The sequence below is a fragment of the Hydrogenophaga sp. genome, assembly GCF_048549895.1.
GTDB lineage: Bacteria > Pseudomonadota > Gammaproteobacteria > Burkholderiales > Burkholderiaceae_C > Hydrogenophaga.
The window spans coordinates 1-11,722 of record NZ_JBLYYB010000183.1 but is presented as its reverse complement, the minus strand read 5'-3'; the positions used below and the strand labels follow the sequence as shown (position 1 = coordinate 11,722).

The window sequence follows — 11,722 nt, the reverse complement described above, 5'->3', positions numbered from 1 at the left end:
TGCGCCCCTGCTCCAGCATGTCTATCGTGCTGCTCAGGTGTCCATTGGCCCTGCGCAGGCGCTTGATGATGGCCGGGTGGGAGGTATGTGTGTGCGGTTGTTTCAGGTTGGTCGTATCCCCTCGGGGGGTTACTATAATTCACCGATCTTGAATACACCCCCACTCGATTCCATGACCTGTCGCACTCCGTCATCTCTGTTGCCCTCTCGGGCGATGCGAGGCATGGGGTGGATAGTGCTGATCGTCATCGTGGTCGGCACGATCATCTCCTCAATCGGTCTGACAAGCTCCCATGGACTGGCAGCCATTTCAGCGGGACACCCTTCAGCATCACAGCCTGCTGACGAGTCACACGGGCATTCGCATGGCGACCAGGACGAAGAAGTTGCAGCAGTGGATGGCCTTTTGGGCGGCGACCATGCGCACCACGCGGTAGACCACTCGCACGACAAGGCCCATGCTTTGCCCGCGGGTTGGCAGGCTGCGGCCACCCAGGCGCCAGCCTTGTGCGGGCACGTTCGACTGTGGGTTGAAATGGTGCAAGCGTCCCGGCTGGACCGTCCTCCGATGGCCTGAGGCCACTCTTGCTCTCGCGCTGCCCTTCGCAGTGCTCCTATTCCTTTCAGACCATTGGAGTCTTCATGCACAGCCTTCTTCAAGACAGGTTGCCACGTCCGCCATGGGCGATGTGGCAGTCACGTCTCTTGCTTCCTTCAATCTTCCTCCTCTGTTTGCTCCTCGGGACCTCCGATGTCTGGGCCCATGCGGTGACCGCTGGCGACAAGGGCTACATCCAGGAAATTTCTGGCGTCAACCTGCTGCCCTTCATGTACCTGGGGGCCAAGCACATGATGACCGGCTACGACCACCTGCTGTTCCTGTTCGGGGTGATCTTTTTCCTGTACCGGCTCTCGCACATCGGCCTCTATGTGAGCCTCTTCGCGCTGGGTCACTCCACCACCATGATCCTGGGCGTGTATTTCAACGTCGGGATCAACAGCTACCTGATCGACGCAATCATCGGTTTGTCGGTGGTCTACAAGGCGCTGGACAACATCGGCGCCTTCCAGCGTTGGCTCGGGTTCCAGCCCAACACCAAGGTCGCAACGCTGGTGTTTGGCCTGTTTCACGGTTTCGGGCTGGCCACCAAGATCATTGAGTACGAGATCTCGCCCGACGGCCTGGTGCCCAACCTGCTCGCCTTCAACGTGGGCGTGGAAATCGGTCAACTGCTGGCGCTCACCGTCATCCTGATCGGCATGAGCTACTGGCGCCGTACGCCCAGTTTTGCCCGCAACGCCTACACAGCCAACGTCGCCATGATGAGCGCGGGCTTCATTCTGGTGGGCATGCAGCTCACCGGTTACTTCGTATCGTGAACACCCAAGGAATACCAACCATGTACAACGCTGAAACGCCTTCGCGCGCCGAACTGCCTTCGTCCTCAAAGCTGCTGCGCTCCACGCTTCTGGCCGCCATCTCTGCCATCGCGATTCTGGTGGCGATCGTGCTGCCGGCTGAGTACGGCGTGGACCCCACCGGTGTGGGCCGCGTGCTGCGCATGACCGAGATGGGTGAAATCAAGCAACAGCTGGCAGCAGACGCCGCTGCGGATGCAAGTGCCGCGCCCGCTGGCAGTCCTGCCTCAACGGTTGCAGCCGTCCCGGCGAACGCCGGTGCTGCAGTCTCCGCAACGCCCAGTGCACCCGATGTGATTCCGAAGACTGCGGTAACGCCTGCAGCCCAGTCGAACTGGCGCGACGAATTGACGTTCACCCTGACCCCGGGCGAAGGCAAAGAAATCAAATTGCGCATGGCAGAGGGGGAAAAGGCCGAATTCCAGTGGATCGTCAATGGTGGTTCGGTCAACTACGACACCCACGGAGACGGTGGCGGGCGCTCCATCAGCTACGAAAAAGGCCGCAGCGTGCCAGCCGACGATGGTGCTCTGGTGGCAGCGTTCACCGGCAACCATGGCTGGTACTGGCGCAACCGGGGTTCATCGGATGTGAAGGTCGTGCTCCGAACACGCGGCCAATACACCGACATCAAACAGGTTCAGTGACCTGATGCGAGGGGCTGCGCCGCCAGGCCAGTTCCCTTGCAAGCGGGCCACTGGCAGAACCTCGCGAACCTTCGCGAAATGGCGCCCTTGTTCAAGACTCCCTGCAAGTGGCTCAGCAGAATGCCGGCACTCACCCGCTGCACCAAGCAATGCAGGGGGAGTGAGGGTGATTGATGTCCCCAGGAAGGATTCATTCGTGTCTTTGTCCACCGACCAAAGTGTCTTCCTCAAGAGCTGGCTGAAACGTCCCATGAGGACCGGCGCAGTCGCGCCCTCCAGCAACGCATTGGCGCGACTCATCACGCGCGATATCTTGCCTGGCGCAGGGCCCGTGATCGAACTGGGCCCAGGAACCGGAGCCTTTACACGGTACATCCTTGCCAAGGGAGTACCCCAGTGTGATCTCACGCTGGTGGAGAACAGCCCGGACTTCACGGCGCTGCTGCGCCAGCGCTTTCCCGAGGCTCGCCTGCTCGACTTGGATGTGACACGCATGCGGCGGTGGCACGACCCATGGCGGTCGATGCAGGCGCAGGCCGTGATTTCCGGCTTGCCACTGCTGACCATGGGTGTGCGGGCACAGTGGAACGTGGTAGGCGCCTGCATGCAAAGCTTGCGAGCTGGGGCAGCGCTGTACCAGTTCACCTACATGACCCGATGCCCGATTGCACCCGAGATACTGAGTCGAATGAACCTGAGGGCAGAACGCATCGGAAGCTCGCTTCTCAACTTGCCACCCGCCTCGGTGTATCGAATCGCGCTGAACACTTGAGTTGAGAACTGGCCCGGGAAAACCTACCCCGAAGTGCTACAGCGATGCAGCCATGAGGCTCACGGCTGAGACACGAAGTGCAAACAAAACTGCGTTCTCCCTGCCACCGATGTGACAGCAACGCTGCCGCCATGAGCGAGCATGATGGCTTTGGTGATGGCCAAGCCCAACCCCGCACCATCGGACGACGGGTGCGCGCGGGCCTTGTCCACACGATAGAACCGGTCAAACAGGCGCGGCAGGTCGACAGCATCAACCGGATCGCCGGTGTTCGTGACACACAGGTCGGTGCCATCCCCCTGACGCTCGACGGTCAGCTCAACGTCGGTGCGAGGGTGCGCGTGCCGCAGTGCGTTGGAAACCAAGTTGCTGATGGCCCGCCGAATCATCAGGCGATCACCCACCACGGTGCCCGCCCCCACCACCCGAAGACGAAGCTCTTTGTCTTCAGCCACCGCATCGTAGAAATCCAGAAGACTTCTCACCTCGTCTTGCAGCGCGACATCTTCGCGATTCGGAAGTTGGATGCCGTGGTCGGTCTTCGCCAGAAAGAGCATGTCGGACACCATGCGCGCCAGGCGCTGGAACTCCTCGGCGTTGGAGGCCAGGATGTCGCGATACGTGTCTGGATCACGGTGCTGCGACAGCGACACCTGGGTCTGTGTCAGCAGGTTGCTGATGGGGGTGCGCAGCTCATGCGCGATGTCGCTTGAGAATTCCATGAGCTTCGCAAAATCCTGCTGCAGCCGCTCCAGCATGGTGTTGAGGCTGTTGGCCAGCTCGGCCATCTCCACGGGCACGGCGTCGATCGGCATGCGCTGGTCGAGCCTGTGGGCCGTGACCCTGAGTGCGCGCTCCTTCATGGTCCTCAGCGGGGCCAGACCGCTGCGGGCTGCCCACCACCCCAGCAAACCGCTGAGCAGGGTGGCCAGCACCACGTAGATCGCCAACTGCTGACGCAACATCTGCATGAAATGGGTGTGGTGCTGCGTGTCCAGCGCGAGTGTAAGGCGCAAGCTCGGCCCTGGACTGGTCGCGCCGCCGGGCATCTTCGCAGCAGAAATCTCTGTGCTTATGCCTCGCAGTTGCCCTTCACCAGCGGCCCAGTCCACGGGCTGGTCTGCGGCGCTTCGCCCAGCGAGTTCCGCTGGAAACGTGATGCCGCCGGTGCCAAACAGCAGCTCGTCACCGCGCGTGAGTGAGATGAACAGGCCTTGATGGCTGTTGAGCGATTCGTCCAGCTTGGCAGACAGCTCGGCCGGTTCTGGCGTTTCATCGACAATCTTCTGAATGAGCTGCACCTTGTCCAGAAGGTAGTCGCGGTCAAGGTCGATGAAGTGCAGATGGGTGGACCACGCCACCAAGACACCAAGGCCCAGCAGCACCGCAGCCGATACCAGGGTGTACAGAAAGGTAAGTCGTGCGGTGAGGGTCAAGCGCGGGATCATCAGGATTGCTCCGGCACTTCCAGCACATAACCCATGCCTCGCACGGTTTGCAACAGGCGGCATTCAAACCCGTCATCCACCTTGACGCGCAGCCGTCGCATGGCCACCTCGATGACGTTGGTGTCGCTGTCGAAATTGACGTCCCACACCTGAGAGGCGATCAGCGAGCGGGGCAACACCTCTCCCTTGCGGCGCATCAGCAATTCCAGCAATCCGAACTCCTTGGCGGTCAGGTCGATGCGTTTGCCCGCGCGGGTGACCCGGCGGCGCAGCAAGTCCAGCTCCAGATCCGCGACCTGCAAGGTGGTGGGCTCCATCCCCGAGCGCCCCCGGCGCAGGATGGTGCGCACTCTGGCCAACAGCTCGGAGAACGAAAACGGTTTGACCAAATAGTCGTCCGCACCGAGTTCCAAACCTTTGACGCGGTCGTCCACATGGTCCTTGGCGGTCAGGAACAACACCGGCATCTCCCGGCCCTGGGCGCGCAGACCTCTGAGTACCTGCCAGCCGTCCATGCCGGGCAGCATGACGTCCAGGATGACGAGGTCGTGGTCGCCCTCCAGCGCCTGGTGCAGCCCGTCCACGCCGTTGTTTAGCAACTCAACCGCGTAGCCCGCCTCACGCAGGCCCATGCACAGGTACTCGCCCGTCTTGCGCTCGTCTTCAACAATCAAAATTTTCACATTCACTCCTCGGTGCGATTTTCACTGCCAGCGGCCCTTTGCAACCGAACCTGACAACTTTGTAATGAAACCGACAGGTTCGTGACGGGTGGCCTTTTGCACACTGCCCTCAGCTTGAAACAGTTGAACAGGAGCAAATCAGTGATACATCGACTTCCCCCCTCTCCAACACTGCGGACCCTCGTATTAGGTGTGCTGGCGCTTCCTTTGGTGGTGTCTGCCCAGATCGCACCGGCGCCCCCCGAGAAAAACTGGCGCGAAGCCAACGATGCCGTGGGCCAGTACAAACGTGGCCACGCCGACATTCTCAAATGGGAAAAAGAGAACGTCGCCGCTACGCCAAGACAGGAGACGGCTGCCAGTTTGAGCCTCATGACGGCGGAAGACGCGGTGCGCCAGGCTTGGCGTGCACATCTGGATCTGGTCAAACCCATGAACCGGATCGGTGCGGCCAACGTGGATTTGATCGCCAAAGGCCAGTGGGCCGAGCTTGATCCCATCCATCAGCGCAAGGTGGACGACATGGATGAGCTACTTGAAGTCGCTGCTCAAGGTCGCAAGGCGTGGCTTCAAGCGGTCGCCGCCCGCCAGGTGCTCAAGCAGCACCGCGATGCGCTGGATGCGGCTGAAGCCGGCAACGAGCTGGGTCGCCGCATGGTGAGCGTGGGCAACTGGAGCAAGCTCCAGCAGGCCCAGGTTCAGCTGGCCCAGTCGTCCGCCAAGATGAACGTGCGACGCGCACAGAACGCCGCCACGCAGGCGGAGGCCTCACTCATCAGAACCTTGGGCCTCACCGGCATGCACAGCGCTGTTGCGCTGCCTGACCGTCTGCCCGATGTACCGGTCCAAGCCTTATCACCACAGGTTCTGGATACACGAGCCGCAGCCATCGCATCTCAACTGCCGCGCGCCGAGGGTATGCGCAACGGCGCCAACGCCCGCTTGGCTCGCCAGGCCTACCTCTCCAGCCACGCCCTGGCCGTGAGTGCGCGCGAGGAAGTTCTGAAGGTTCGCGAGTTCATCACTGAAGAAACCGTTCTTCACTACAACGGCATGCTCAAGAGCGTCTGGGACTTGTTGGGTGAGGTTTCCAGCCAGTCACAAGCCGTGGCCAGTGCCATCGAAGCGCAGCGCGACTTCTGGATCGCCGAGACCGATCTGCAGTGGGTCATGCAAGGCGGGGCTCCGGACAGTTTTGTCTCCCTGGGTGGAGGCGGCGGTGAGCCCGCTGCCGCCGCGGGCCACTGATCGCATCGAACACACAGAAAGAAAACCAACATGAGTCTCCTCAATTCACGTCGCCAGTTTTTCGCAGGTGCCGCCGCTTCGGTGGCTGGCCTGGCCGTTGCACGCTCTGCCATGGCCGCCCTGCCTGAGCCTGTCTACCAAACGTCTGTGGACACAGCGCCCCCCTTGGTGCCCACCACCGGCCGGCCCTACAACCCGGTGGTCACACTCAACGGCTGGACCCTGCCCTGGAAGATGAACAACGGCGTCAAGGAGTTCCACCTGGTGGCGGAGCCTGTGGTGCGCGAAGTCTCGCCAGGCTTCAAGGTCAACATGTGGGGTTACAACGGTCAGAGCCCTGGCCCGACGATCGAAGTGGTCGAGGGTGATCGCGTTCGGATCTTTGTAACCAACAAGCTGCCCGAGCACACCACCATCCACTGGCATGGCCAGCGCCTGCCCAGCGGCATGGATGGTGTGGGAGGTCTCAACCAGCCCGCCATCCCCGTGGGCAAGACCTTTGTTTATGAATTCGAAGCGCGCCGCCCCGGCACCTTCATGTACCACCCCCACGCGGACGAAATGGTCCAGATGGCCATGGGCATGATGGGCATGTGGGTCACCCACCCCAAGGGCAAGCATCCCCACATCAGCGAGGTGGACCGAGACTTCTGCTTCCTGCTCAATGCCTTTGATGTGGAGCCCGGCAGCAAGACGCCCAAGACATCCACCATGACCGACTTCAACATCTGGTGCTGGAACAGCCGGGTGTTCCCCGCGATCGACACGCTCAACGTGCGGTTGAATGACCGCGTCCGGATTCGCGTGGGCAACCTCACCATGACCAACCACCCGATTCACCTGCATGGGCACGAGTTTCTGGTGACCGGCACTGACGGCGGTCCAACGCCACCGAGCACGCGCTGGTATGAGGTGACCACCGACGTGGCCGTGGGACAGATGCGCCAGATCGAACTGATCGCTGACGAGGAAGGCGACTGGGCCATGCACTGCCACAAGAGCCACCACACCATGAACGCCATGGGCCACGACGTGCCCACCATGATCGGCGTGGACCACCGCGGCCTGGTCAACAAGATCCAAAAAGTGGTGCCCGACTACATGCTGATGGGTGAGCGCGGCATGGCCGACATGGGCGAGATGCAGATGCCGATCCCCGACAACACCGCACCCATGATGACCGGCACGGGTCAATTCGGCCCGCTGGAGATGGGTGGCATGTTCACGGTGTTCAAGGTGCGCAAGGACCAGAAACCGGGCGACTACAAGGACCCGGGACCGTACAAGTTCCCCGAAGGCACCGTCGCGCACGAATGGACAGGCGCACCGTTGCCCGCTGTCAGACCTAAAGTCAGTACGGACACAACGCCGGCAATGGGCACCGCGGTCAAGCCCATGGGCAAAGGCATGCAGCACTGAGCAGATCCATCTTCACACATTTCTCCCACTTGCTTTCGTAACCCACCAACCCAGAGAGTTCAAATGATCTTCACCCAAGTCCCACTTTCCAAGCGCTCCAGCCTTTTGTTTGTTGCCGCCCTTCTGGCGGCGTCCGCCGCCACAGCGGCGGGCACGCACGGCGGCGGCCACAACGAATCGCCCATCGGTGAGCCCGGCGTCGCCAGTAAAGCTTCCCGCACCATTCAGGTCGACGCTGCCGACAGCATGCGGTTCACGCCAGCACTGGTGGACGTCAAGAAGGGCGAAACCGTCCGCTTCGTCGTCACGAATTCCGGCAAGGTGCCGCACGAGTTCAGCTTGGGCACGGAGAAGGAATTGAAGGAGCATTACGAAGTGATGAAAAAGTTTCCAGGCATGGAACACGATGAGGCCAACAAGATTTCCTTGAAGCCAGGGCAAAAGGGTGAGGTCATCTGGCGTTTCACCAAAGGAGGCGTCGTTGATTTCGCTTGCCTTCACCCCGGGCACTACGACGCCGGCATGAAAGGTCAGATCAAAGTGACCACCAAATAAGCCCGCCAGCAGCCACCTACCTCAACAACCCACCGCAACACCTGATTGAAGGAACACCACATGAAAAAACTCAGCCTGAGTCTGGCCGCATCAGCGGTCGCACTTTCCTTTGCATTCGCTGGCCCCGCGCTGGCTCAAGTGACCATGGACCATGGAAAGATGGGAATGGATCAAGGCAAGATGGGCATGGCGGCCACACCCGGCATGACCGACGGCGAAATTCGCAAGATCGACAAGGAGAACGGCAAGGTCACGATCAAGCATGGCGAGATCAAGCACATGGACATGCCTCCCATGTCCATGGTGTTCAACGTCAAGGACAAAGCCATGCTGGACAAGGTCCAGGTGGGCGAGAAGATCCAGTTCATCGTCATTCAGGACGCGGGCAAGATGGTTGTCACCGACATCAAAGCTGCGAAGTAATTTGTCCCTGCTGATCTTCTGGGTCGGTTGTGGTGAAGGGATCGGTTGCTTTGACCGATCCTTTTTTTTCGCCTGTACGTCGCCCACCCTGTTTGCTTCAACGCGCTATTGCATGACGTCGCAATAAAGAAGCCGTCCACGTACGCTGACGCACAGCCAACCTGACCAGTTTTGTCGATGATTAATGACCCAATGTCGGGTACTTTTAGGACCTCGAAATGAACACACAATCCTTGGCAAAACGCTTCTCCACCGTACCCTTCAAAGTGCTGTGCACTGCTTCGTTGATCGCACTCATGGGCGTATCGGCGCAGGCACAGTCAACAGCGGCCACTGGCCCGGCGACGATGCCCATGGCTGACATGCACAAAGGTGCCACGGGTGCGCACGACATGAAAGGTTCCATGATGATGGGCATGGGGGAAATGCAGAAAATGCCGATGTCAGGAGACACCGATAAAGACTTCGCAATGATGATGAAGATTCATCACCAGCAGGCTTTGAACATGGCCGAGATGCAACTCAAAAACGGCAAGTCACCCGAGATGAAGGCCATGGCGAAGCAGATCATCGTGGCGCAGAAGAAAGAGATCGCTCAGTTCGACAAGTGGCTTGCCAAGCAGAAGTGATCTGTATGGCGAGGGCACAGCGACGGTGCTGCTGGCTCACGCACAGGCGCCGGTTCAGGCACTCAACGAAGCGTCGTGCTTCAAGGCTGCAATCAGCGGGCATCGCACCTTGCCCCTGGATGCGCCACACAGGCTAATCAATCCCTCAAGCACTCCTTCCATCCGGCGCAGGTCCTCCAGCCTGCTCTTCACATCCGCAAGCTTTGCCTGTGCTTTGGTTCGGGCCTGGACACAACTGGCGCCATCGTCGAGTTGCAGCAGCTCGGCTATCTCGTCCAAGCTGAATCCCAGGCGCTGCGCCGACTTGATGAAATGCAGTCGAGATCGGTCCGCTTCCGCGTAGCGCCGAATCCCGCCGGATGGGCGCAGCGGCTCAGGCATCAATCCCTTTCGCTGGTAGAAGCGGATGGTCTCCACATTGACGTCGGCTGCCTTGGCCAATCCGCCAATCGTCATGGTGGGCTCGGAAGGTGTGTGGGTATCGCTCATGTCGCTTGACTCCGTACTTGGGTACGGCGTTAAGGTTATCGCATGCCAACTCACACCACCACCCCGAACACACCCTCCTCCGGTCCCGCTACCGAGCACGGCGGCAAAGCCCTGCTGGCCGGTGGTCTGGCGGCCCTCTTTGCATCGGCCTGCTGCCTGGGCCCATTGGTGCTGATCATGGTGGGCATCTCGGGTGCCTGGATCAGCCATCTCACGGCCTTGGAGCCCTATCAACCGCTGTTCATGGGTGCATCGCTGGCGGCGCTGTTCTTTGCTGCAATAAGCATCTGGAGGCCAGCGCCTGCCTGCGAACCAGGTCAGGTGTGTGCGATTCCCCGCGTCAACCGCACCTACAAACTGCTGTTCGGTGTCGTGGTGCTGCTGCTCGCCACCGCGATGGCATTCCCGCTGATCGCCCACTGGTTCTATTGATGAAAGGCCTGGCTGTGAAACACATCTTGATCGCTGTCGGATTTGTGCTGAGTCCGCTTGCATGGGCAGCGCAGCAAACCGCCACGCTCTCCGTCCCCGGCATGTCCTGCGCCACCTGCCCGATCACGGTCAAGAAGGCGTTGACGAAACTGGGTGGCGTGGTCGACGTGAAGTCCAACCTGGGCAGGCGGGAGACCACGGTGGTTTACGACGATACCCAGGTTTCATTGGACGCTCTGATCCGGGCGACCAAGGACGCCGGCTTCCCGTCAACCGTCACGGGAGTCAGGCCTTGACCGAGGTGCTGCTAACGTCGGTGTTGACCTGTCCTCAGTGTGGGCATGCCAGAGCTGAACTCATGCCCACCGATGCTTGCCAATGGTTTTATGAGTGCGAAGAATGCCACGCGGTCCTTCGGCCAAAGACGGGTGACTGCTGCGTGTTCTGCTCTTACGGAACGGTGCCGTGCCCGCCGTTTCAAGAGGGAGGCCAATCGGGTTGCAGCGGGGCCTGCTGACTTTGCGCTGATCAAGATGTAATGCACTCGCAAGCTGCCAGTCATGGGCATCTCACTACATTGAACTTGTACCTCGTACCGCATTGATTCAGTCGAACAATGTGATTTGTTCTCAAAGGAGATTTCCATGATTCGCAAGCTCAGCATCCTCGTCCTCTCAATGGCCGCACTGGCCCCAGCATTTTCGATGGACGCAGCCAGGTCCGAGGCCAAGCAGGTCATCGCACTGCAAAGCGGTGAAACGCTCTATGTCTTCAAGGACGGGTTGATGGCGAAAGAAAGCAAGCTCGGAAGTGTGGTTCACCTCAGCAAGGGTGAAGTTGTCCAGACTGCTAATGGAAAAAGCATCACGACGATGGGCAACGAAGTCGCGCAATTGAGCTCCCTGTTGAAAAAAGGCCACGGCAACTGAAGCCTGAAGCCTGACGGAGGCAGAAACAAGGTGGTGTCTTGACGTGGCTGGTGATGGGCTTGCGCGTCCAGGAACAGCTTCTCGGCATCAGCACCACGCTTGATCCTTGCCGCCGTGGCAAGGATCAAGCGTTCAGCGAAAAATCGGTGAGGCTGGGGCTTTCACATTCGCTGCCCATCGGGGCCACACCGACCGCATGAACGCTTACAACACCTACCTGCTGATGGAGCAGGAAGGCCTGGGCGGGCGCTGAGAAGATTCCACCGGCCGTACCGCAAAATCGCTGGGTGACCTCCACCCACGATCTGCAAGACACCCGCTCCCAACAACCCGCCCTGTCCCCCGCCACCTGGCGCGGCGACCTCGGCGGCGCGCTGGGCGACCTGGGCACCCTGCTGCCCTTTCTGGTCGGCTTCATCGTGCTGGCCGGTGTGCACCCCACATCCATCTTGCTGGCCTTTGGCCTCTGCCTCATCGCGGTCGGCTGGCGCCTGGGCATTCCCTTCCCGGTGCAGCCCATGAAAGCCGTGGGTGCCGCCGCATTGGCCAGCGCGGCGGTGGCCGGGCAGAACATGCCCGCCGTGCTCGCGCTGGCCGCGCTGATCACCGGTGTGTTCTGGCTCATCGCC

At 60.5% G+C, this 11,722-nt stretch carries 18 protein-coding genes; 14 read left to right on the top strand and 4 right to left on the bottom strand.

What is annotated here, in order from left to right; translation table 11 throughout:
* Positions 1–349: 349 nt before the first annotated feature.
* Positions 350–544, bottom strand: coding sequence for a hypothetical protein (locus tag ACN4F8_RS17480; RefSeq protein WP_419474734.1), 195 nt, complete (start codon positions 542–544; stop codon positions 350–352).
* A gap of 143 nt (positions 545–687) precedes the next feature.
* On the opposite strand from ACN4F8_RS17480, the gene ACN4F8_RS17475 reads away from it, so the two are divergent.
* The 3 genes from ACN4F8_RS17475 (at position 688) to ACN4F8_RS17465 (ending at position 2,838) form a co-directional block, all read left to right on the top strand.
* Entirely contained in the window at positions 688–1,380 is a 693-nt protein-coding gene (locus ACN4F8_RS17475; RefSeq protein WP_419474735.1) for a HupE/UreJ family protein, read from the top strand.
* A gap of 20 nt (positions 1,381–1,400) precedes the next feature.
* The gene (locus ACN4F8_RS17470; RefSeq protein ID WP_419474733.1) at positions 1,401–2,066 is read left to right on the top strand and encodes a transmembrane anchor protein; all 666 of its coding nucleotides are present in this window, start codon (positions 1,401–1,403) and stop codon (positions 2,064–2,066) included.
* Between the two features lie 196 nt (positions 2,067–2,262).
* Positions 2,263–2,838 (top strand): class I SAM-dependent methyltransferase, encoded by a 576-nt coding sequence (locus tag ACN4F8_RS17465; RefSeq protein WP_419474732.1) that lies wholly within the window; start codon positions 2,263–2,265, stop codon positions 2,836–2,838.
* A gap of 59 nt (positions 2,839–2,897) precedes the next feature.
* On the opposite strand, the gene ACN4F8_RS17460 is transcribed toward ACN4F8_RS17465, so the two are convergent.
* A complete protein-coding gene (locus ACN4F8_RS17460; RefSeq protein WP_419474731.1) occupies positions 2,898–4,286 on the bottom strand; it encodes a heavy metal sensor histidine kinase in 1,389 nt (462 codons plus the stop codon).
* Positions 4,286–4,969 (bottom strand): heavy metal response regulator transcription factor, encoded by a 684-nt coding sequence (locus tag ACN4F8_RS17455; protein ID WP_419474730.1) that lies wholly within the window; start codon positions 4,967–4,969, stop codon positions 4,286–4,288. The genes ACN4F8_RS17460 and ACN4F8_RS17455 overlap by 1 nt, the downstream gene beginning before the upstream one ends.
* 213 nt (positions 4,970–5,182) lie before the next feature.
* Between ACN4F8_RS17455 and ACN4F8_RS17450 the strand changes: the two genes are divergently transcribed.
* The 5 genes from ACN4F8_RS17450 to ACN4F8_RS17430 all read left to right on the top strand — a co-directional run bounded on the left by ACN4F8_RS17450 (position 5,183) and on the right by ACN4F8_RS17430 (position 9,243).
* Positions 5,183–6,217, top strand: a complete 1,035-nt coding sequence (locus ACN4F8_RS17450) for a hypothetical protein (RefSeq protein ID WP_419474729.1) — start codon at positions 5,183–5,185, stop codon at positions 6,215–6,217.
* A 30-nt stretch (positions 6,218–6,247) separates the two neighbouring features.
* Positions 6,248–7,636 (top strand): multicopper oxidase family protein, encoded by a 1,389-nt coding sequence (locus tag ACN4F8_RS17445; RefSeq protein WP_419474728.1) that lies wholly within the window; start codon positions 6,248–6,250, stop codon positions 7,634–7,636.
* Between the two features lie 63 nt (positions 7,637–7,699).
* Positions 7,700–8,191 carry a cupredoxin domain-containing protein gene (locus tag ACN4F8_RS17440; RefSeq protein ID WP_419474727.1) on the top strand — a complete coding sequence of 164 codons (492 nt, stop codon included), beginning with the start codon at positions 7,700–7,702 and terminating at the stop codon, positions 8,189–8,191.
* Between the two features lie 60 nt (positions 8,192–8,251).
* Positions 8,252–8,614, top strand: a complete 363-nt coding sequence (locus ACN4F8_RS17435) for a copper-binding protein (RefSeq protein WP_419474726.1) — start codon at positions 8,252–8,254, stop codon at positions 8,612–8,614.
* Positions 8,615–8,832: 218 nt separating this feature from the next.
* Positions 8,833–9,243 (top strand): DUF305 domain-containing protein, encoded by a 411-nt coding sequence (locus ACN4F8_RS17430; RefSeq protein ID WP_419474725.1) that lies wholly within the window; start codon positions 8,833–8,835, stop codon positions 9,241–9,243.
* A gap of 54 nt (positions 9,244–9,297) precedes the next feature.
* Here ACN4F8_RS17430 and merR read toward each other — a convergent pair whose 3' ends face one another.
* Positions 9,298–9,732 (bottom strand): Hg(II)-responsive transcriptional regulator, encoded by a 435-nt coding sequence (merR, locus tag ACN4F8_RS17425; protein ID WP_419474724.1) that lies wholly within the window; start codon positions 9,730–9,732, stop codon positions 9,298–9,300.
* Positions 9,733–9,774: 42 nt separating this feature from the next.
* Between merR and merT the strand changes: the two genes are divergently transcribed.
* The 6 genes from merT to ACN4F8_RS17395 all read left to right on the top strand — a co-directional run.
* Entirely contained in the window at positions 9,775–10,164 is a 390-nt protein-coding gene (gene merT, locus ACN4F8_RS17420; RefSeq protein WP_419474723.1) for a mercuric ion transporter MerT, read from the top strand.
* Positions 10,164–10,460: a mercury resistance system periplasmic binding protein MerP gene (gene merP / locus ACN4F8_RS17415; protein WP_291123395.1), complete on the top strand. Its 297-nt coding sequence runs from the start codon at positions 10,164–10,166 to the stop codon at positions 10,458–10,460. The genes merT and merP overlap by 1 nt, the downstream gene beginning before the upstream one ends.
* Positions 10,457–10,681 carry a GDCCVxC domain-containing (seleno)protein gene (locus ACN4F8_RS17410; RefSeq protein WP_419474722.1) on the top strand — a complete coding sequence of 75 codons (225 nt, stop codon included), beginning with the start codon at positions 10,457–10,459 and terminating at the stop codon, positions 10,679–10,681. The genes merP and ACN4F8_RS17410 overlap by 4 nt, the downstream gene beginning before the upstream one ends.
* A 127-nt stretch (positions 10,682–10,808) precedes the next feature.
* Entirely contained in the window at positions 10,809–11,093 is a 285-nt protein-coding gene (locus tag ACN4F8_RS17405; RefSeq protein ID WP_419474721.1) for a CopK family periplasmic copper-binding protein, read from the top strand.
* A 38-nt stretch (positions 11,094–11,131) separates the two neighbouring features.
* Positions 11,132–11,293 (top strand): hypothetical protein, encoded by a 162-nt coding sequence (locus ACN4F8_RS17400; RefSeq protein ID WP_419474720.1) that lies wholly within the window; start codon positions 11,132–11,134, stop codon positions 11,291–11,293.
* An 87-nt stretch (positions 11,294–11,380) separates the two neighbouring features.
* Positions 11,381–11,722 (top strand): putative sulfate/molybdate transporter (locus ACN4F8_RS17395; protein ID WP_419474719.1); only part of this gene is annotated, 342 nt, incomplete at its 3' end.

Bases quoted from the DNA above. Each gene is read 5' to 3' on its own strand.
- ACN4F8_RS17475 (WP_419474735.1), top strand. From the start codon at position 688: ATGTGGCAGTCACGTCTCTTGCTTCCTTCAATCTTCCTCCTCTGTTTG.
- ACN4F8_RS17470 (WP_419474733.1), top strand. From the start codon at position 1,401: ATGTACAACGCTGAAACGCCTTCGCGCGCCGAACTGCCTTCGTCCTCA.
- ACN4F8_RS17460 (WP_419474731.1), bottom strand. From the start codon at position 4,286: ATGATCCCGCGCTTGACCCTCACCGCACGACTTACCTTTCTGTACACC.
- ACN4F8_RS17445 (WP_419474728.1), top strand. From the start codon at position 6,248: ATGAGTCTCCTCAATTCACGTCGCCAGTTTTTCGCAGGTGCCGCCGCT.
- ACN4F8_RS17440 (WP_419474727.1), top strand. From the start codon at position 7,700: ATGATCTTCACCCAAGTCCCACTTTCCAAGCGCTCCAGCCTTTTGTTT.
- ACN4F8_RS17435 (WP_419474726.1), top strand. From the start codon at position 8,252: ATGAAAAAACTCAGCCTGAGTCTGGCCGCATCAGCGGTCGCACTTTCC.
- ACN4F8_RS17430 (WP_419474725.1), top strand. From the start codon at position 8,833: ATGAACACACAATCCTTGGCAAAACGCTTCTCCACCGTACCCTTCAAA.
- merR (WP_419474724.1), bottom strand. From the start codon at position 9,732: ATGAGCGATACCCACACACCTTCCGAGCCCACCATGACGATTGGCGGA.
- merT (WP_419474723.1), top strand. From the start codon at position 9,775: ATGCCAACTCACACCACCACCCCGAACACACCCTCCTCCGGTCCCGCT.
- merP (WP_291123395.1), top strand. From the start codon at position 10,164: ATGAAAGGCCTGGCTGTGAAACACATCTTGATCGCTGTCGGATTTGTG.
- ACN4F8_RS17405 (WP_419474721.1), top strand. From the start codon at position 10,809: ATGATTCGCAAGCTCAGCATCCTCGTCCTCTCAATGGCCGCACTGGCC.